Consider the following 19840-nt stretch of genomic DNA (forward strand, 5'->3'; position numbering starts at 1 on the left):
GGCCTCGGACATCCTGTCCTCGGCCCCGCCCTCGCTCTTCGGCACAGCCTGCGGCCGCTAAGCCGCTCGGACCAAGTCGCTCGCTCAAAACAAAAGCCAGCCAGGGTAAGTAATGATTCCGAGGAGGCAAGCGTTTTGGCTGCGCTAGATAAGGTCTACGATCCTAAAGCCGTAGAAGAAAAATGGTACCGCTACTGGACGCAAAAAGGCTATTTCCGCGGTCCCCTGCCGGCAGCGGGCCAGCAACCCTTCAGCATAGTTATGCCCCCGCCCAACGTTACCGGGAGCCTGCACCTGGGACATGCCCTGGATAATACCTTGCAAGACATCCTTACCCGCTGGCACCGTATGCGGGGGGATGCCACCCTGTGGGTGCCGGGTACCGACCATGCCGGTATAGCCACCCAGGCCCGGGTGGAAGAAGAGCTGGCCAAGGAAGGTTTGAGCAAATATGACCTGGGCCGGGAGAAGTTCCTGGAGCGAGTCTGGGCCTGGAAGAACGAGTACGGTGACCGCATTACCAGGCAGCTGCGCCTCTTAGGTACCTCCTGCGACTGGAGCCGGGAGCGTTTTACCATGGACGAGGGCTGCTCCCGGGCCGTGCGCGAGGTCTTTGTCCGCCTCTACGAAAAGGGCCTTATATACCGGGGCAACTATATTATTAACTGGTGTCCCCGCTGCCAGACCACCATTTCCGATATCGAGGTGGAACACGAGGAAGAGGACGGCCGCCTCTGGTATATCCGCTATCCCTTTAAAGACGGTAGCGGCAGTATCACCGTGGCCACCACCCGACCGGAAACCATGCTGGGCGATACGGCCGTAGCCGTGAACCCGGAGGACGAACGTTACCGGGACTTAATCGGGAAAACCCTGATCCTCCCCCTGGTCAACCGGGAAATCCCCCTGATCGCCGACAGCTACGTCGATCCTTCCTTTGGTACCGGTGCTGTCAAAATTACCCCGGCCCATGATCCCAACGACTTTGAAGTGGCAGCCCGGCATAATCTCCCCGCCATTACCGTCATCGGCAAGGACGCGGTGATGACGGAAGAAGCAGGTCCCTACGCGGGTATGGACCGCTACGCCTGCCGCGAGAAAATAGTTAGTGACCTGAAAACCCAGGACTTCCTGGTCAAGGTGGAAGACCACACCCATGCCGTGGGGCACTGTTATCGCTGTGGTACTGTGATTGAGCCCCTGGTCTCACCCCAGTGGTTCGTGCGCATGGCTCCGCTGGCGGCACCGGCCATCCGGGCAGCGAAAGAAGGCAAGGTACGATTTATCCCGGAACGCTTCACGAAAATATATCTGAACTGGCTGGAGAATATTCGCGACTGGTGCATATCCCGCCAGCTCTGGTGGGGCCACCGCATTCCCGTCTGGTACTGCCAGCAGTGCGGTGAAGAAATATGCGCCGTAGAAGACCCTGTGGAGTGCCCGGCCTGCGGCAGTACAGCCCTGGAACAGGATCCCGATGTCCTGGATACATGGTTCAGCTCCGCCCTCTGGCCTTTTTCCACCCTGGGATGGCCGGAAGACACACCGGAACTGAAAACCTTCTATCCTACTTCCGTCCTGGTAACAGGCCGGGATATCATCTTTTTCTGGGTCGCCAGGATGCTTTTCATGGGCCTGGAGTTCATGGGCCAGGTGCCCTTCCGCGAGGTTCTTATCCACGGCCTCGTCCTGGACGCGCAGGGGCGCAAGATGAGCAAATCCCTGGGAAACGGCGTCGATCCCATGGAGGTTATCGAAAAATATGGCGCCGACTGCCTGCGCTTTATGCTGGTTACCGGCAACACGCCGGGGAACGATCTCCGTTTTCATCCCGAACGCCTGGAGGGCACCCGCAATTTCACCAATAAAATCTGGAATGCGGCCCGCTTTGCCCTCTTGAATCTAGAGGACTTTAAACCCGTGCCCCTTGAACCAAAAGAGCTGGCCCTGCCCGACCGCTGGATTTTAAGCCGTTTGAACCGGCTTATTCGCGAGGTCACGGAGGGCCTCGAGGCCTATGAAATCGGTGAAGTGGCCCGGCTCCTTTATGACTTTTTCTGGGGTGAATTTTGCGACTGGTATATTGAACTAATCAAACCCCGCCTGTACGGCAAGGATCAAAAAGCCCGGCAGGTGGCCCAGGGAGTCCTCGTGGAAGTCCTGGGTAAAAGCCTGCTGCTCCTCCATCCCTTTATGCCCTTTATTACCGAAGAAATATGGCAGCATTTACCGGGAAAAAGAGAGAGCATCATGATCAGCTCCTGGCCCCGGGCTTTGCCGGAGCTGGATGACGATGACGCAGAGAAGGCCATGGCACTCGTAATGGCTGTCATCAGGGCTATCCGCAACCTGCGCAGCGAAATGAATATACCCCCGGGACGGCCGGCCGAGGTTATCCTGGTAGCAGAAGCGGAGGAAGATCGACAGATATTGCAGCAGGCCTCCCTTTACCTGGAAGTGCTGGCGGCGGCCAGCCCGGTGCAGGTGAAGGCTGCTTTATCCCAGCCACCCGCCCGGGCGGCAACGGCGGTCACCGGCGGCGTCCAGGTGTTCCTGCCTCTGGCGGGCCTTATCGACCTGGAAAAGGAACAGGCCCGCCTGGAAAAGGAACTCAAGAATACCCGGGCCGAGCTGGAGAAGGTGGAAAAGAAACTGGCCAGGGAAGACTTCCGCACCAAAGCCCCGGCGGCCATTGTAGCCAAGGAAGAAGCCCGGGCGGCAGAATTAAAGAGCAAGATAACGGCTTTGAGCCAGCGCCTGAGCTTCCTAAAGGGTTAGGAGGCGAAGGGGTGGATTATAAAGAAGCCCTTGAATTTTTGAGGCGGCTGACAAAATTTGGCTTTAATCTGGGCCTGGAGCGGATTAGAGAACTCACCCGCCGCTGCGGTGTGCCCCAGGAACGGTTGCGTTTTATCCACATTGGCGGGACCAACGGCAAGGGTTCGGTAGCCGCCATGGTTGCCAGTATCCTGAAGGAGGCCGGTTACCGGGTAGGTCTTTTTACTTCACCCCACCTGCATTCCTATACCGAACGGATGCGGATTAATGGCGTGCCTATCCCCGAAGAGCGCCTGGCAGCTCTCCTGACATGGTTTAAGCCGGTATTAGAGGCCATGGTGGCCGCAGGTTATGAACACCCGACGGAATTTGAAGTAAGTACGGCGGTGGCGCTGAAATATTTTGCCGAAGAGGGTGTTGACCTGGCAGTCCTGGAGGTCGGTTTAGGAGGGGCTATCGATTCTACCAATGTTATATCTTCAGCCCTGGTAAGTTGCATTACCAATGTAGGCATGGATCACATGGAGTACCTGGGGAACAATATAGCTGAGATCGCCAGGGTCAAGGCCGGTATCATCAAAGACGGCGGCGTCGTGGTGACTGCGGCCCGTCGCCCCGCGGTCCTGGAAGAAATCAGCCGTACCTGCCGGGAAAAGGGAGCCACCCTTTACCGCGTGGGCCGGGATGTCACTTGGCAGGAGCGCCGCGTCTCCCTGGCCGGGGGCGAGTTTGACCTGCAGGGCCTGCTGGGAACTTATGAGGGCCTTAAAATCTCCCTGCTGGGCAGGCACCAGCTGGAAAATGCCGCTACAGCCGTTACTGTGGTTGAAGCTGCCGTGCGCCACCATGGCCTTGGGGTTACAGAAGAGCATATCCGCCATGGCCTGGTGCAGGCCTCCTGGCCGGGGCGGCTGGAAATTATGCACCGGGAGCCCATGGTAGTCATCGATGGCGCCCATAATGTTGATGGGGCCAGGACTCTCCGTCGGGCCCTGGAAGAATTATTCTCTTACCGGCGGCTGATCCTGGTGCTGGGTATGCTGGCTGACAAGGAGCGCGAAAAGGTAGTGGCCGAGCTGGCCCCGAAGTCCGCAGTGGTAATTGTTACCCGGCCCAATAATCCCCGTGCCGGAAACTGGCAGTCCCTGGCGGGCTTTGTGCGCCGGTATGGAGAACAGGTAGAAGTTATTGAAGAAATTCCTGAAGCCCTGGACCGCGCTTTGAATATTGCCGGTCCGTCTGACCTCATCTGTGTAACAGGATCATTGTACATGGTGGCAGATGCCAGAGAATGGCTTAAGAAGCTTAAAAAAGAGGATTCTATCTGCCGGTAGCGAATATCTTTTAAAGATTATTTGTGCAAGGCCATATTGAGCCTTCAAGGGGGCAGATTCAGGTGAAAACCCTCAAAATTCCCGAAGCTACCATTATCCGGCTCTCGGTTTATTCCCGTTACCTGGCCCAGGTAGACCGGCGGGGAGTGACAACCATCTCTTCCGGGGAAATAGCCGACGGCGTTGGCGTTAGTCCGGCCCAGGTACGTAAGGACCTGGCCTATTTTGGCGAATTTGGTACCCGCGGTGTAGGGTATAATGTAAAGGATCTCTACTGGCATATCATCAAGATCCTGGGCCTCAATACCACCTGGTCGGTGGTCATCATCGGTGCCGGCAACCTGGGTACGGCCCTCTCCATGTATGGCGGCTTCCGGGAGCGCGGTTTTAAAGTGGTGGGAATTTTTGATAATGCTCCCCATAAAATTGGCTACCGTTTGAACGGCGTTGAAGTCTACCCTATGGAGCGCTTGAAGGAAATTATCGAACGGGAAAAGGCCCAGATCGCCATCATTGCCGTACCGGCAGAGTATGCCCAGGAGGTCGCCGACCAGCTGGCCGGGACAAGCATTCAAGGGATATTAAACTTTGCTCCTCGCGTGCTCAATGTACCGGAGCATATTGAACTCCGTAATGTTGACCTTTCCGTCAACCTGGAACTCCTAACCTTTAACCTGGCCCTGCGCCGGAGTATGAAGGGCGTGAGATAAACCCGCCGCTTCACGAGAACCAGGTACCAGGTAATGACGGCGAGCTGCCACCAGCGATGGCAGGAAAATTTAGGGCTGGCATTTGTCGGAAGCGAGCGACTTGGTCCGAACGGCGAAGCGGTCTCGGCGAAGCCGAGGAGCGAGGACGGGGCCGAGGACAGGATGTCCGAGGACGGCCTTTGAGGCAAGGATGCCGAATAGGCCGTGAACCCCGTCCGAGCCCGAGGCTGAGCCATAGACCGCTCCGTAAGGACCATGGAGCGAGCGAGACAAAGCCAGCTGCGACGGAGTGCCATGTGGTATAAAGAAGGAAAAAGGAAGAAAATTCCAGTGAATAGGTTAATTCTGGCTTCGGCCTCGCCGCGACGAAGGGAACTTTTGCAACGCATAGGTTTAAACTTCGAAGTCCGCCCCAGCCAGGTGGATGAAAATAACTTCAGGGACCTGCCGCCGGCGGCCAGGGTAGAGCACCTGGCCCTGGCCAAGGCCCGGGCCGTGGCTCAAGCATGTAAAGAAGGCCTGGTACTCGGTGCCGATACCATTGTCGTCTGCCGGGGGCAGGTTCTGGGTAAACCGGCCTCAGCGGCAGAAGCCGCGGCGATGCTTTCCTTTTTAAGCGGCCGCACCCATACAGTTTATACCGGGGTAGCGGTTGTCAGGGCCCCGGGCGGCGAGGAAAAGTTTACCCACTCGCGCACCGAAGTAACCTTCCGCCACCTGGACCCCGCCGTAATTTCTGCCTACGTAGCCACAGGTGAACCCCTGGATAAAGCCGGAGCCTACGGCATCCAGGGACGTGGCGCCCTGCTGGTGGAAAGGATCAACGGCGACTACTTTAACGTCGTCGGCTTGCCCTTGGTAAAAGTGGTGGAGCTCCTAGAAGAGTTTGGCGTGGATGTGTGGGGAGGAGAGAGAGAATGACCGGGGAAGCAGCGAAAGGGACCACCATTAAAGAGATGCCGGCCGATTTGCGGCCCCGGGAAAGACTATTGAGCTCCGGGCCCCAGGCCCTGTCCAACGCCGAGCTTTTGGCCATCCTCATCCGGACGGGTACCAGGACCGAGACGGCCATCGACGTAGCAAGACGCCTGCTCTCCCGGCCCGAAGGGCTCCAGTACCTGGCCGCGGCTTCCCTGGAAGAGTTACAAAAAGAAAAAGGTATTGGGCTGGCCAAAGCAGCCGAGCTGAAAGCCGCTCTGGAACTTGGCCGGCGCCTGGCCGCCTTTAACCTATCCCGGACGGTGATTAAGAACCCGTGGGATGTAGCCGGCCTCCTCATGGACGAAATGCGCTACCTGGACCGGGAAAATTTCCGTACCGTTTCCCTGAATACTAAAAACCAGGTAATAGGGATAGATAGTGTCTCTGTAGGCAGCCTTAATTCTTCCCCGGCCCATCCGCGGGAGGTCTTTAAAGACCCCATCCGACGCAGTGCTGCGGCCATTATCCTAGTCCATAATCATCCCAGCGGCGACCCCACTCCCAGCCAGGAAGACCTGCTGGTTACCCGGCGCCTGGTGGAGGCCGGCCAGATTTTGGGGATTGAGGTGCTGGATCATCTAATTATCGGCGACGGTCGCTTTATTAGCTTAAAGGAACGAAATTTACTATAGTGTACACCCGCTCCAATTCTATTATTAACCTGTTGCCCTTACATTTATCATGTACTATAATGGGTGCGAATTAAGCAGGAAGGAGCTAAAGGTATGCTTTTCGCCCGGGATCTCGGGATTGACCTGGGGACGGCCAATACCCTGGTTCATGTCCGCAACAAGGGCATTGTTCTCCGGGAACCATCGGTGGTCGCCATCCAGCGGGGAACGGGGAATGTCCTGGCCGTTGGTGAAGAAGCCAAGCGGATGATTGGCCGGACCCCTGGTAATATTGTTGCCATCCGCCCTTTAAAGGACGGTGTCATTGCCGATTTCGATGTTACCCAGAGCATGCTGCGGTATTTTATTGAGAAATCCATTTCCAAGGGATTCCTGGTTCGGCCGCGGGTAGTGGTAGGTGTTCCTTCCGGCGTTACGGCTGTGGAAGCGCGGGCCGTCCGGGAAGCTGCCTTCCAGGCCGGGGCCAAGGAAGCCTACCTGATTGAGGAACCTATGGCGGCAGCCATCGGTGCCGGATTGCCGGTTTACGAGCCGACGGGCAACATGATTGTTGATATTGGCGGCGGTACCACCGAGGTAGCCGTTATCTCCCTGGGAGGTATTGTCACCAGCCGTTCCATTCGCATTGGCGGCGATGAAATGGATGAGGCCATCACTCAGTATATCAAGCGTACCTACAACTTGATGATCGGCGAGCGGACGGCGGAGGAGATCAAGATTGAGCTGGGAGCGGCCTTTTTTGGTGATACTGAAGAGGACAGCGCCCGCAAAGATCGCACCTATGCCGTCCGCGGCCGGGATCTGGTCACCGGGCTACCCAAGACCATTGAGATTACGGCAACTGAAGTCCAGGAAGCCCTGGCGGAACCGGTGGCCGCCATCCTGGAGGCCATTAAGGTCTGCCTGGAAAGGACGCCCCCCGAGCTTGCTGCCGACCTTATGGACCGGGGCATCGTCCTGGCCGGCGGCGGTTCCCTGCTCTGGGGTCTGGACCGCCTGGTGAGCCAGGAAACAGGCATGCCTGTGAATATGGCCGAAGACCCCTTGACAGCCGTGGCTATAGGTACGGGTAAGGTCCTGGAAAATATTGAAGTACTGAAACGAGTGCTTTTACCGGCGCAGCGCGTAGGTTAAAGGGAGGGAGGAGCTTTGGGCCCTTATCGGCGGAAGCTCATTACCCCTCTCATCTTGATCCTGGCTGCCTTAAGTATTTATTTCATCATGCGCTGGACGGCCCTGGAACGGGGGCGCTTAAGCATTTTAGAAGGAGGCTTGCGGGATGCCCTGGCTCCGGCCGAAAGGGGTATTACCCTGGTGGTAAACAAAACCGAGGGGTGGCTGGCGGCAATCAAGAATTACAGCCGCCTCCAGGCCGAGAACCAGGCCTTGAAGCAGGAAATAGCTGCTTTAAAGGCGGCTAACATCCAGCTGGAAGAATACCGCCAGGAAAACAACCGCCTGCGCAACCTCCTTAAATTTACGGAAGTAAACGGCAATGCCTTTGACTTTACCGTGGCCCCGGTCATCGGCCGCAACCCTTCCAACTGGTACCATACCCTTACCCTGGGCCTTGGCTCCAGGGCAGGATTGCAAAAAGACCAGGTGGTAGTCACCTCCCAGGGAGTGGTCGGCCGGATCGTTGCCGTCACACCCCGGACGGCGGAAGTCTTGCTCATCCTGGACCGTGAAGGAGCCCTGGGTGGTATGATCCAGGTTAACCGGACGCCAGGCATCGTCGAGGGGAGCCCTGATTACCGCGGCTACCTGCAAATGATTCATATCGCCCGCGATGCCCCGGTAATGGAAAATCAGGTAGTCGTCACTTCCGGCCTGGGCGGTATTTTCCCCAAGGGCTTACTCCTGGGAACGGTGGTCAAAGTTTTGCCCGAGCCCGACGGGCTTATGAAACGGGCCATTATCGAACCATCGGTAGATTTTGACCGGCTGGAAGAAGTCCTGGTCATTACGCGGGTCAAGGGGGGCATTGAAGATGCAGTTCCTGGGGCTGGTGCTTCTGGGGCTGGCAGGACTTATCCTGGAGGCAACCCTGCTACCGGCCTTTAAGATGGCAGGAGTTAAGGCCGACCTGCTAACTGTTTTCCTGACCATTTTTGCCTTCCTTAAAGGGGCACCCCGGGGAGCTGCCATGGGTTTTATCTATGGGCTGTTGGAAGACTTTTATCTGGCTAAATTCTTAGGCCTCAATGCCCTGACCAGGATGGCTACCGGTTACCTGGTGGGTTTAAGTAAAGACTGGTTAAACCATGATAACCTGCTGGGTCCCGGTATCCTCACTTTTCTAGCGACCATTGGTCAGGGGTTTTTATTTTTACTGGTGGGGCATCTTGCTGGATTTAAATATCCCTGGCTGGCCGGGATGTTAACCGTCGTTTTGCCTATGGCCTTTTATAACGGCAGCCTGGCTCTGTTGGGATACAGTTTATATCAAGGGGGAGCAGCATGGGGGACCAGGAAAAGGAAAACTGGAAGCTGAAACTCTCCAGGCGCCTCAATGGCTACCTGGTAATTCTTATCTTTATCTTTATCCTCTTGACCTCCCGCCTGTTTTTTCTCCAGATTGTCAATGCCCAGGAATTCAGCAAACAGTCGGCCGAGAATCGCATCCGCATAAACCCCATTGAAGCCCGCCGGGGCGATATCCTGGATAGGAACGGCCAGGTCCTGGCCACCAGCCAGCCGGTATATGTGGTGACCATTCGCAGCATGCCCAACCAGGATCTGGATGGAGTCATTAACAACCTCTCCGCCCTGCTGGAGGACCCGGAGTTGACACCGGCGGCTATTAAAGAATTGATCAAAAATAACCCTATCCGTTACCGGTCGACGGAGATCAAAAGGCTCCCGGCCAGCGACCCGGTGGCCATTGCCACTGTGACCAGACTCGAGGAGCACCGCCAGGACCTGCCGGGGGTAAATATTATTGAGGAACCCCAGCGTTATTACCCCTATGGACCCCTGGCCGGCCATCTCCTGGGTTACGTCGGCCAGATAACCCAGCAGGAACTAGAAGACAGGAAAGAAGAAAATTACGGCCTCAACGATAAAATAGGCAAGAGCGGTATTGAAGCCTTCCTGGAATACAGTAACGAGGGCGGCCGGGAAATAGGCCTGCGCGGCAAGAAAGGCGCCGAGCAGGTGGAGGTTGACGCCTATAACCGTAAGGTCCGGGACCTGGTAACTCTGCCGCCCACACCGGGCGATACTGTTCAGCTCACCATTGACCTGCGGCTCCAGCAAACACTGGAAAAGGCCATGGACCAGGTGATTGCTGCTACAAAGAAAAAGAACCCCAAGGCCGGCGGCGGGGCGGCGGTAGTCCTGGATGTCAAGACCGGGGCGATCCTCGCTATGGCCAGCAAGCCCGATATGGATCCCAATGACTTTGTTAACGGCAACTATACCAGGAAGCAGGGCTATTATAACAACCCGCGCCTGAAACCCCTTTTCAACCGGGCCATTCAGGGGATTTACCCGCCGGGTTCGACCTTTAAGCCTATTACGGCCATGGCGGCCCTGGATGCCGGCGTGGTTAAGCCTCAGGATACCATTTACGACAGCGGCCGTTACTGGAAACCGGGTGGCATTACCTGCTGGGCGGTTCACGGCAATGTTAATTTATACCGGGGCATGGCCGTCTCCTGCAACACCTATTTCCAGTGGGCCGGGGAACTGGCCGGAATCGATAAAATCGACGAGGTGGCGCGGCAATTCGGCCTGGGAGAACCTACCGGGGTTATCGGCCTCCGGGGTGAAGCAGCGGGCATCCTGCCTTCACCAGAATGGAAAAAAGAGATTAATGCCCCATACTGGGACCGGTGGTTAAAAAATCAAGAAGACCGCATCGAAAAGAAGTATGCCGGTTTACTTGCGGCAGCCGCCCCGGAGGAAAAAAGCAAGCTGCTTGAGCAGAAGGAAAGGGAACTAAAGCAGGTTAAGGCCGAGTACCAGATAAACTATAACTTTAATACTACCTGGCAGCCCTTTAATACCTATAACACCTCCATAGGCCAGGGCGATAATAATTACACCATCATCCAGCTGGCCAACTATATAGCCACTCTGGCCAACGGCGGTACCCGCTGGCGCCCCTACCTGGTAGATAAGGTAATTGGCGCCGACGGCTCGTTAAAAAAACAATACCACCCCGAGGTGGCCGGGAGGGTTACGATCTCTCAAGAAGCTATGGCCCAGGTACGGCAGGCCATGCTGGAAGTGACCCGGGCGAGTGATGGTACTGCCAGTTTCCTCTTTCGCGATTTCCCGCCCGAACTTCAGGTGGCGGCCAAGACCGGCACCGCCCAGACAGGGCTGGCCGGTGACGACAGAAATAGCGATTTTTACGGGCTCTTTGTGGCCTTTGCTCCCTTCGATGACCCGCAGATTGCTATCGCGGTTATCATCGAATACGCCCAGCACGGCGGTGATTCCGCCGGTGTGGTGGCCCGGGCAGTCCTGGCCCAGTACTTTGGCCTGACGGATATCTTAAATAAGCCTTTTAACGGCGTTTCCGTGGAATAATGTCAGCTAGCGTCTCTTTTTGCTGAGAAGATGGGGAAAAAAGACCCCATCTTTTTTCCTGCTGCGGCAGGATTTACCTCACTGGTGTAGAAAATTAATAAAGCCGAAGCGGATTCTGCCGCCCGGTATCAAGGAGGAGAAGAGGCGTGTTTTCTTCAACTGGTAGTGACACCGGGGCAGGCACCCAGCAGGGGATAACGATGCCGGCTGCCAGGGGAAAACCGGGGTCGGACAACCATACCTTTCTGGTCTGCCGCACAGTGCGTTCCGGCCAGAGGTTAGAGTACCCCGGAAATGTGGTAGTTATGGGCGACGTTCATCCTGGCGGGGAAATAGTGGCCAGCGGCCATGTTATTGTCATGGGCACCTTAAAGGGAGTAGTCCATGCCGGGGCTGAAGGCAATGAAAAGGCTGTGGTCATGGCCTTCCGGCTCCAGCCCACTCAGCTGCGGATTGCCGGCTACATTACCAGGGCTCCCGATGATGAGGTCCAGGATGTCATGGGAGAACCGGAGATCGCCCGCATCCAGGATGAAGCAGTCGTCATTGAAAAATACCAGCCCGGCGGCGAAAAGCGATGGTTAAGCAGGAGCATGATTGAGGAAGAGGAGGAACAAAATGGGTGAAGTGATTGTCATCACTTCCGGTAAGGGCGGGGTTGGCAAAACAACTACTACAGCCAACCTCGGTACCGGCCTGGCCAGTCTGGGTAAGAAAGTTGTTTTAGTTGATACGGATATTGGTTTAAGAAATCTGGATGTGGTCATGGGCCTGGAAAACCGGATTGTGTATGATCTTCTTGATGTCGTCGAGGGCCGTTGCCGCTTAAAGCAGGCTTTAATTAAGGATAAAAGGCTGGAAAACCTCTACCTTTTACCAGCCAACCAGACCAGGGACAAGACAGCCGTCAGCCGCCAGCAGATGATTGACCTGGTGGCCCAGTTACGCGAGGAATATGAATTTGTGTTAATCGACTGCCCGGCCGGAATTGAAATGGGCTTTAAAAATGCCATCGCCGGGGCGGAAAAGGCCCTGGTGGTTACCACACCGGAAGTTGCCGCCGTCCGGGATGCCGACCGCATTATCGGGCTCTTAGAAGCAGCCGAAATGGAGGCTCCGCGCTTGATTATCAATCGCCTGCGGCCGGATATGGTGCGCAAGGGCGACATGATGGACATCGAGGATATGCTGGAGATCCTGGCTATTGATCTCATCGGCGTGGTGCCGGAAGACGAGTATATCGTTATTTCCACCAATCGCGGCGAACCGGCAGTTCTGGATAAGCATTCCCGGGCCGGCCAGGCCTACCGTAATATCGCCCGCCGTCTTTTAGGAGAAGAAGTTCCCTTCTTGAACTGGGACGCGGGGAGCGGCATCATGGCCAGGCTCCGCAGACTGATTGGCCTGGGTTAGGAAGGGGGCACGCGGGGTGCTGGAATTTTTGCTGCGTTTTTTCGGGCGAGATATTACAGCCAGCAAAAAGGTTGCCAAGGAACGCCTGCGCCTGGTGCTGGTTCATGACCGGGCCGGTGTTTCCCCTCACCTGCTGGAAGCCCTGAAAAACGATTTAATCAACGTCATTTCCGAATACCTTGATATCGATACTACGGGGCTGGAGGTTAGCTTAAATCACGAAAATGATTCCGTGGCCCTGGTGGCCAATATCCCCATCCTCAGGGTCAAGCGCACCTTTAAAACCAGTCCGGAGACCGCCGTTAAAGCATAAAAGTATCCCCCGGATTTTGCCGGGGGATTTCCTTTTACCGCTATTTTGTTATAGCCCGGCCATGCTTGCTGTTATATAATAATTACGGCCCCTTATTATCATGACTATCATTGACTCCCGTGAAGGGCAGGGGAAATAATGTTGGAGCGCCGCCTCTGGCGTAATCTCGATTATTATTTTGTGGGTAGCATTATCACCCTGTTATTAATTAGCCTGGCTGTTCTTAGCAGCGCTGCGGCCAACGTAGCAACAGATCCCTATTATTATGTTAAAAAACAACTGATATGGATTTTTGTTGGCCTAGCAGGGTTGACCGCAGTATTACTTATCGATTACGGGCAACTGAAACGCTATCAGTATCCCCTGTATATCTTGAATCTAATTTTATTGTCCGCGGTTTTCTTCATTGGCCATGAAGCTAAGGGAGCCCAGCGCTGGATCAACCTGGGCCCTTTTCTCCTGCAGCCTTCCGAATTTGCCAAGACCATAACGGTCATTACCCTGGCCTGCTTCCTGGATAAACGCCGGGGCAAACTTAACCGCTGGCAGGATTTAATCGTACCCTTCGCCTATGTAGCTGTACCCATGCTGCTAATTTTAAAACAGCCCGACCTGGGTACGGCCCTGGTTTTGCTGGCCATCCTTTTTGGCATGTTGTATATAGGAGGGGCCAACCCCAGGCTGTTATTATTAATCTCCGGCGGCGGCCTCCTCCTGGTCGGACTGGCCCTTTACGCCCACTTCCATTTCGGCCTGCCCCTGCCCCTGCAGGATTACCAGCTGCGCCGGTTGGTGGTAGTCCTCAATCCCTATAACGACGGCCAGGGCGGTACCGGTGCCGGTTACCATGTCATCCAGTCCCAGATCGCCATCGGCTCCGGCGGGTGGTGGGGGGTCGGCTTTCGCCAGGGTTCCCAGGTGCAGCTCAATTTCCTGCCGGAACACCATACCGACTTTATCTTCTCAGTAGTCGGGGAAGAGCTGGGATTCGTTCGTACTGTGGGTATTCTTGCCCTTTATTTCTTGCTCCTCTACCGCATGATTCGGATTGCTGCCCAGGCCAAGGACATGTTTGGCGCTTTGCTGGTGGGCGGCGTAGTCTCCATGTTTACCTTTCATATTTTGGTTAATGTGGGCATGACCATAGGTATTATGCCGGTGACGGGGATACCTCTGCCCCTTTTTAGCTACGGGGGGAGCGCTATGCTGGCCAATATGCTGGCCCTGGGGTTGGTTCTCAATGTTAACCTCAGGCGGCAAAAAATTCTTTTTTAGAGTTGTTCCTATTGACAAGGGGTAACCCCTTGTGTATATTAGTAATTGGCTGTTAGCACTAAGCTCAGGTGAGTGCTAACAACTCCTAAATGCTGTGAAAGGAGGAGTTTTCATGCTTAAACCGCTTGCCGACAGGGTAGTACTTAAGGTCCTGACCGGCGAAGAAAAAACCCAGGGGGGTATTGTTTTACCGGATACTGCCAAGGAAAAGCCCCAGGAAGGGGAAGTAGTGGCCGTCGGACCGGGCAAGATCCTGGAAAACGGTACCCGGGTAGCGCCGGAAGTTAAGGTTGGCGACATAGTAGTCTTTGCCAAATACAGTGGTACTGAAGTCAAATATGAAGGCCAGGAATATCTGATTATCCGTGACAGCGACATCCTGGCCATTAAGGAAAAATAAAGGAATTTAAAGGAGGTAGAAATTATGGCTGCCAAACAGCTGGCCTTTGATACGGAAGCCAGGCGCGCCCTGGAAAGAGGTGTCAGCGCTGTTGCCCAAGCGGTGAAAGTCACCCTGGGACCGAAGGGCCGCAATGTGGTCATAGAACGCAAATTCGGTTCCCCGGTCATCACCAAAGACGGGGTTACCGTAGCTAAAGAAATTGAGCTGCAAGATCCCTATGAAAACATGGGTGCCCAGCTCTGCCGGGAAGTCGCTTCTAAGACAAACGATGTCGCCGGTGATGGAACAACCACTGCCACCGTTCTCGCCCAGGCCATTGTCCTGGAAGGCTTGAAGAATGTGGCCGCCGGGGCCAATCCCGTCTTCATCAAGAAGGGCATTGACCGGGCTGTGGAAGCTGTGGTGGAAGAAATCAAGAAGATAAGCATCCCGGTGGAATCCAAGGAGAGCATAGCCCATGTAGCCTCCATTGCCGCCAATGAGCGCGAGATTGGCGAGCTCATTGCCGATGCCATGGAGAAGGTTGGTAAAGACGGCGTCATCACAGTGGAAGAATCCAAAGGTACGGCCACTACTGTAGAAGTAGTGGAAGGTATGGAATTCGACCGCGGGTATGTATCGCCGTATTTTGTTACCAACGCCGAGGCCATGGAAGCCGAATTTGAAGAACCCTATATACTTATCCATGAAAAGAAGATCTCGGCTATCAATGACCTGCTACCCCTGCTGGAAAAGGTAGTTCGTACGGGTAAACCCCTGGTTATCATAGCCGAGGATGTGGAGGGCGAAGCCCTGGCCACCCTGGTGGTTAACAAGCTGCGCGGCACCCTGAACTGCGCTGCCGTCAAGGCTCCCGGCTTTGGCGACCGCCGTAAAGCCATGATGGAGGATATCGCTATCCTGACTGGTGGCACCTTTATCTCCGAGGACCTGGGTGTCAAGCTGGAGAATGTTGACCTCCACATGCTGGGCCGGGCCAAGAAGGTCAAGATTGCCAAGGAAAAGACCACCATTGTCGAAGGTTACGGTAAGAAAGATGCTATTGACGGCCGCATAGCCCAGATTAAGAAGCAGATTGAAGAGACCGATTCCGATTACGACCGCGAGAAGCTACAGGAACGCCTGGCCAAGATGGCCGGCGGCGTAGCCGTCATCCGTGTCGGTGCGGCTACCGAAACCGAACTGAAAGAGAAGAAACACCGGGTGGAAGACGCTCTGGCCGCTACGCGGGCTGCTGTTGAGGAAGGTATTGTCCCCGGCGGCGGTGCCACCCTGGTCCACTGCATCCCGGCGGTAGAAAAGCTCCAGGCCGAGGGCGATGAGGCTGTGGGTGTCCGGATCATCAAACGGGCCCTGGAAGAACCCCTGCGCCAGATTGCAGCCAACGCCGGCCTGGAAGGTTCGGTTATTGTAGAACGGGTACGCAACGAAAAGCCCGGCATCGGCTTCGATGCTGTCTCCGAGCAGTATGTTGACATGGTGAAAGCCGGTATTGTTGACCCGGCCAAGGTTACCCGCAGCGCCCTGCAGAATGCGGCCAGCATTGCTGCCATGCTGCTGACCACCGAAGCCCTGGTCGCCGAGATACCCAAGGAAGAAAAGAATCCTCCCATGCCGCCCGGCGGTATGGATTATTAAAGTAGAAAAGGGCCTGGAGGTTATGTCCTCCAGGTTCTTTTTTCTACCCCCTTTTTAATTAAATAAATATAAAGGCGGGTGAAAATTGCTGCCAGGAGCTACAGGCCGGCGTTAAATGTGAAAATATGGCTTATATAATCTTAAATAGCCCTTGCGTTAAGAAACTATGAATAGTAAAATTATAGCAAAATTAATATGGAGGGGAGCTCCTGTTAGGGGCTGAGAAAGGGCTAGTGAGCACCTGACCCTTTGACCTGATCAGGGTAATGCCTGCGGAGGGAGAGTGAACGTTTACGACCGGTGTCCTCCTCCAAAGGAGCACACCGGTTTTTTTACTGGCAGAGGTTCTCATGAAGGCACCCTGCACCGGCGAACGAAGAAAATGAGAGATAAGTAGATCTGAAACTGGCGTGGCCAGTTTCCACAGAAATCCCACCTCTAACCTCCCACTTCGCACCTCTCATATACGGAGGTGTTGACCCTGGCCTGGCTTTATGTCATCACCAGCCGTCGCCTTGCTGGTGCCAGGTCTCTGGTAGACCTGGCTGCAAAGCTGGAAGGAGTAGATTACCTACAGCTGCGAGAAAAGGATTTAACCGGTAGGGAACTTTACCATCTGGCCCTGGATATAAAGCAGGTCCTGCCGCCGGGAACACGGCTGCTGATCAATGACCGGCTGGATGTGGCCCTGGCCGCCGGAGCCGACGGGGTGCATCTGGGCGAAAACTCACTGCCGCCGGCCGTGGCCCGCAGGCTTTTAGGGCCTGAGAAAATCATGGGGGTATCCGTCCACAGCGTGACGGCCGCCCGGGAGGCGGAGAAGGCCGGTGCAGATTACCTGCTGTTCGGCCACATATTCCCGACGGCTTCCAAGGAGGGAATCCCCCCCAGGGGGGTGGGAAGCTTGCGGGAAGTCGTTGCCAGTGTTGGTATACCAATTATCGCCCTGGGCGGCATCAATGCCGCCAATGCCCGCCAATGCCTTGCCGCCGGGGTCAGGGGTGTGGCCGTGATGTCAGCCGTTATGGCTGCTTCCGACCCGGCCCGGGCTGTTGCTGAATTAAAGCAGACCCTGAATAAGAGGTGAGGAGTGGGAGGTGGGAAACGGGAGGGTAAAGTACATGGAAATACCGGGCTGGCATTTGTCGGCAGCGAGCAAGCTTCTGCCGAGCGAGACAATGCCAGCCTACGACAGAGTTGTTTGGGGGGAGGCAATATTATTATGCGCCTGAAGGTGAATGGCGAAGAGCGGGATGTAGCGGCCGGGTTGACGGTTGCCGAACTGCTGCAGGAGCTGGGGATCGAGGGCCGTTATATGGCCCTGGAACGCAACCGGCAGGTTGTACCCCGGCAGGACTACGCGACAACTGTTCTTGAGGAAGGTGATGAACTGGAAATCATACGTTTTGTCGGGGGAGGCTGATGCCGGCCGAAGTCACCTTGCTGTTGAGGCCAGGTCGCTGGCTGCAGGCAAATGCCAGCTATATGCAAAAGTTCAAATTGCTACAGGGAGGAATCTTTTATGAATGATAAACTGGTCATCGCCGGCCGGGAGTTCAATTCCCGCCTGATGGTCGGGACCGGCAAGTACGCCACCATGGAGCTCATGCAGCAGGCTATTGCTGCCTCAGGGGCGGAGATAGTGACGGTAGCTGTGCGCAGGATCAATCTTCAGTCTCCGGGCCCATCCCTCCTGGATTACCTCGACCTGAAGAAGATAACCCTCTTACCCAATACCGCCGGGGCCACTACCGTTGATGAAGCGGTGCGTCTGGCCCGCCTGGCCCGGGAAGCAGGCCTTTCCGACATGGTCAAACTTGAGGTTATCGGCGACCAGGAAACCCTTTTACCTGACCCTGTGGCTACCATTGAGGCTACCCGCATCCTCGTCAAGGAAGGCTTTATTGTTTTACCCTACACCACCCAGGACGTAGTTGTGGCCCGGCGTCTGGTGGAAGCCGGGGCGGCTACAGTTATGCCCCTGGGTTCGCCCATCGGCTCGGGGCAAGGGTTGCCCAACTTTGATGCCATTAGGCTCATCATCGACCGCGTTAATGTCCCGGTGATAGTTGATGCCGGCATCGGTGCTCCCTCCGACGCCGCCCTGGCTATGGAAATCGGCGCTTCGGCCTGCCTGATCAATACAGCCATTGCTGAAGCTCGCGATCCTGTCCTCATGGCCACAGCTATGCGTGAGGCAGTAATTGCCGGCCGGCTGGGGTACCTCGCCGGCAGGATACCCAAGAAAACCTATGCCAGCCCCAGCAGTCCCACCGAGGGTATGATCGGCCGCGGCTAGGAAAGACACCCTTTCCCAACGAGCCGAGGGGCGGGGGCCCCGTCACATTTCCTATTCGGAGGTGTTTGTATATGAACGTGCCGGCTTATGAATACGACGGTGAGCTGAAGGCGATAGTTGATGCCGAAGCCATCGAGGCCCTCCTGGCAACGCCGCCCCCCGGAGGAGCGGCCCTGGATGCCATTTTACGTAAGGCCCGCTCTTTAAAGGGGTTAAGCCTGGAAGAAGCAGCCGCTATCCTTAATTTAAATGATGACGCTTTGCTGCCAAAGGTTTACCGGGCGGCAGCCGAGGTTAAAGAGCGGGTTTATGGCCGGAGAATAGTTCTTTTTGCTCCCCTGTATATCAGCAATCGCTGCAGCAATAACTGTCTCTACTGCGGTTTCCGCCGCGATAACAGGGACCTTAAACGCAGGCTTCTAAGTCCGGAAGAGATTGGTAAAGAAGCCCGGGCCCTGGCTGAGCAGGGCTTCCAGCGTGTCCTCCTGGTCGCCGGTGAAGGCCGGCCGGGTGCCGATGTTGATTACCTCTGCCAGGCCGTCGAGGCGGTTTACCGCTATTCGCCCCTGCGTATTGTCCACCTTAACGTTGCTCCCCAGACGGTGGCCGGATTTCGCCGCTTGAAGCAGGCCGGGGCCGGCGTTTACCAGTGTTTCCAGGAAACCTACCATCCTGCTACTTACCGGGTAATGCATCCTGCCGGCATCAAGGCCGACTACGGCTGGCGCCTGACGGTCATGCACCGGGCCATGGCCGCCGGATTTGGCGACGTGGGCATGGGGCCGCTCCTGGGCCTGTATGATTACCGTTTTGAGGTCCTGGCGGCCATCAGCCATGCCCGCAGCCTGGAGGAGGCGTTCGGCGCCGGTCCCCATACCATGTCGGTGCCGCGCCTGCGGCCGGCCCTGGGGGCGGCTTTAACTGAGGTACCCTATCCTTTAAGCGATACCGATTTCCGCAAGGTTATAGCCGTTTACCGCCTGGCCTTACCATATGTCGGCCTGGTGCTCACTACCAGGGAGCGGCCGGAACTACGGGATGAGCTGGTGGATATGGGTGTTTCTCAGATTTCCGCCGGTTCCTGTGTCAGCCCGGGCGGCTACGCTGAACCTGAAGACCCGGCCGCCCAGTTTGAAGTGGGCGACCACCGGCCTTTGAGCGCCATGGTAGCCATGCTGCTGCAACATGGCCACCTGCCCAGTTTTTGTACCGCCTGTTACCGCTCTGGCCGTACCGGTAAACGTTTTACCGCCCTGGCGCGGGAAGGTGACATCCGGCGTTTCTGCCTGCCCAACGCCATCTTGAGTTTTCAGGAGTACCTGGTGACAAAAGCGCCGTCGGAGCTAAAGGCTGCAGGGGAAAGGGTTATTGCTGCGGCCATAGCTACCATTGCTGATAGCAACTTGCGGGAGGAGATCATGAAGCGCCTGGAACAAACCCGCCATGGAGAGATAGATTTACATTTCTAACACTTTCATTAGTCATACCTCCCCGGTCCGGGCATATACATAAATAAAGAAATATG

The 19840-nt window shown here is 55.9% G+C and carries 19 protein-coding genes and 1 riboswitch; all 19 genes read left to right on the top strand.

What is annotated here, in order from left to right; all coding sequences use genetic code 11:
* Window positions 1-135: 135 nt before the first annotated feature.
* Complete coding sequence (locus E308F_RS13345; RefSeq protein WP_141265416.1) at window positions 136-2778, top strand: valine--tRNA ligase; 2643 nt, start codon at window positions 136-138, stop codon at window positions 2776-2778.
* 11 nt (window positions 2779-2789) lie between these two features.
* Window positions 2790-4112 carry a bifunctional folylpolyglutamate synthase/dihydrofolate synthase gene (locus E308F_RS13350; protein WP_141265417.1) on the top strand — a complete coding sequence of 441 codons (1323 nt, stop codon included), beginning with the start codon at window positions 2790-2792 and terminating at the stop codon, window positions 4110-4112.
* A 62-nt stretch (window positions 4113-4174) separates the two neighbouring features.
* A complete protein-coding gene (locus E308F_RS13355; protein WP_141265418.1) occupies window positions 4175-4822 on the top strand; it encodes a redox-sensing transcriptional repressor Rex in 648 nt (215 codons plus the stop codon).
* Window positions 4823-5152: 330 nt separating this feature from the next.
* Window positions 5153-5743: a Maf family protein gene (locus tag E308F_RS13360; RefSeq protein ID WP_141265419.1), complete on the top strand. Its 591-nt coding sequence runs from the start codon at window positions 5153-5155 to the stop codon at window positions 5741-5743.
* Window positions 5740-6435 carry a RadC family protein gene (radC, locus tag E308F_RS13365; protein WP_141265420.1) on the top strand — a complete coding sequence of 232 codons (696 nt, stop codon included), beginning with the start codon at window positions 5740-5742 and terminating at the stop codon, window positions 6433-6435. Before E308F_RS13360 ends, radC begins: the two co-directional genes overlap by 4 nt.
* Before the next feature lie 93 nt (window positions 6436-6528).
* Complete coding sequence (locus tag E308F_RS13370; protein ID WP_141265421.1) at window positions 6529-7569, top strand: rod shape-determining protein; 1041 nt, start codon at window positions 6529-6531, stop codon at window positions 7567-7569.
* A 15-nt stretch (window positions 7570-7584) separates the two neighbouring features.
* The gene (mreC, locus tag E308F_RS13375) at window positions 7585-8499 is read left to right on the top strand and encodes a rod shape-determining protein MreC (protein WP_141265422.1); all 915 of its coding nucleotides are present in this window, start codon (window positions 7585-7587) and stop codon (window positions 8497-8499) included.
* Window positions 8426-8929 carry a rod shape-determining protein MreD gene (gene mreD / locus E308F_RS13380; protein ID WP_141265423.1) on the top strand — a complete coding sequence of 168 codons (504 nt, stop codon included), beginning with the start codon at window positions 8426-8428 and terminating at the stop codon, window positions 8927-8929. Before mreC ends, mreD begins: the two co-directional genes overlap by 74 nt.
* Window positions 8896-10974: a penicillin-binding protein 2 gene (gene mrdA / locus E308F_RS13385; RefSeq protein ID WP_141265424.1), complete on the top strand. Its 2079-nt coding sequence runs from the start codon at window positions 8896-8898 to the stop codon at window positions 10972-10974. Before mreD ends, mrdA begins: the two co-directional genes overlap by 34 nt.
* 200 nt (window positions 10975-11174) lie before the next feature.
* Window positions 11175-11600 (top strand): septum site-determining protein MinC, encoded by a 426-nt coding sequence (minC, locus tag E308F_RS13390; protein ID WP_141265692.1) that lies wholly within the window; start codon window positions 11175-11177, stop codon window positions 11598-11600.
* A complete protein-coding gene (gene minD, locus E308F_RS13395) occupies window positions 11593-12387 on the top strand; it encodes a septum site-determining protein MinD (RefSeq protein ID WP_141265425.1) in 795 nt (264 codons plus the stop codon). The genes minC and minD overlap by 8 nt, the downstream gene beginning before the upstream one ends.
* Before the next feature lie 16 nt (window positions 12388-12403).
* Complete coding sequence (minE, locus tag E308F_RS13400; protein ID WP_141265426.1) at window positions 12404-12700, top strand: cell division topological specificity factor MinE; 297 nt, start codon at window positions 12404-12406, stop codon at window positions 12698-12700.
* Between the two features lie 138 nt (window positions 12701-12838).
* Window positions 12839-13975: a rod shape-determining protein RodA gene (gene rodA / locus E308F_RS13405; protein ID WP_141265427.1), complete on the top strand. Its 1137-nt coding sequence runs from the start codon at window positions 12839-12841 to the stop codon at window positions 13973-13975.
* 112 nt (window positions 13976-14087) lie between these two features.
* Window positions 14088-14375: a co-chaperone GroES gene (gene groES / locus E308F_RS13410; protein WP_054936265.1), complete on the top strand. Its 288-nt coding sequence runs from the start codon at window positions 14088-14090 to the stop codon at window positions 14373-14375.
* A gap of 24 nt (window positions 14376-14399) precedes the next feature.
* Window positions 14400-16016 carry a chaperonin GroEL gene (gene groL / locus E308F_RS13415; RefSeq protein WP_141265428.1) on the top strand — a complete coding sequence of 539 codons (1617 nt, stop codon included), beginning with the start codon at window positions 14400-14402 and terminating at the stop codon, window positions 16014-16016.
* A gap of 189 nt (window positions 16017-16205) precedes the next feature.
* Window positions 16206-16314, top strand: a riboswitch (TPP riboswitch).
* Window positions 16315-16491: 177 nt separating this feature from the next.
* A complete protein-coding gene (gene thiE, locus E308F_RS13420) occupies window positions 16492-17103 on the top strand; it encodes a thiamine phosphate synthase (protein WP_253260480.1) in 612 nt (203 codons plus the stop codon).
* A gap of 135 nt (window positions 17104-17238) precedes the next feature.
* Entirely contained in the window at window positions 17239-17439 is a 201-nt protein-coding gene (thiS, locus tag E308F_RS13425; RefSeq protein ID WP_141265429.1) for a sulfur carrier protein ThiS, read from the top strand.
* A gap of 99 nt (window positions 17440-17538) precedes the next feature.
* Complete coding sequence (locus E308F_RS13430; RefSeq protein ID WP_141265430.1) at window positions 17539-18315, top strand: thiazole synthase; 777 nt, start codon at window positions 17539-17541, stop codon at window positions 18313-18315.
* A gap of 71 nt (window positions 18316-18386) precedes the next feature.
* Complete coding sequence (gene hydG, locus E308F_RS13435) at window positions 18387-19784, top strand: [FeFe] hydrogenase H-cluster radical SAM maturase HydG (protein ID WP_141265431.1); 1398 nt, start codon at window positions 18387-18389, stop codon at window positions 19782-19784.
* The last annotated feature ends 56 nt before the right edge of the window (window positions 19785-19840 follow it).

The sequence above is a fragment of the Moorella sp. E308F genome (assembly GCF_006538365.1).
In the GTDB taxonomy this organism is placed as follows: domain Bacteria; phylum Bacillota; class DSM-521; order Neomoorellales; family Neomoorellaceae; genus Neomoorella.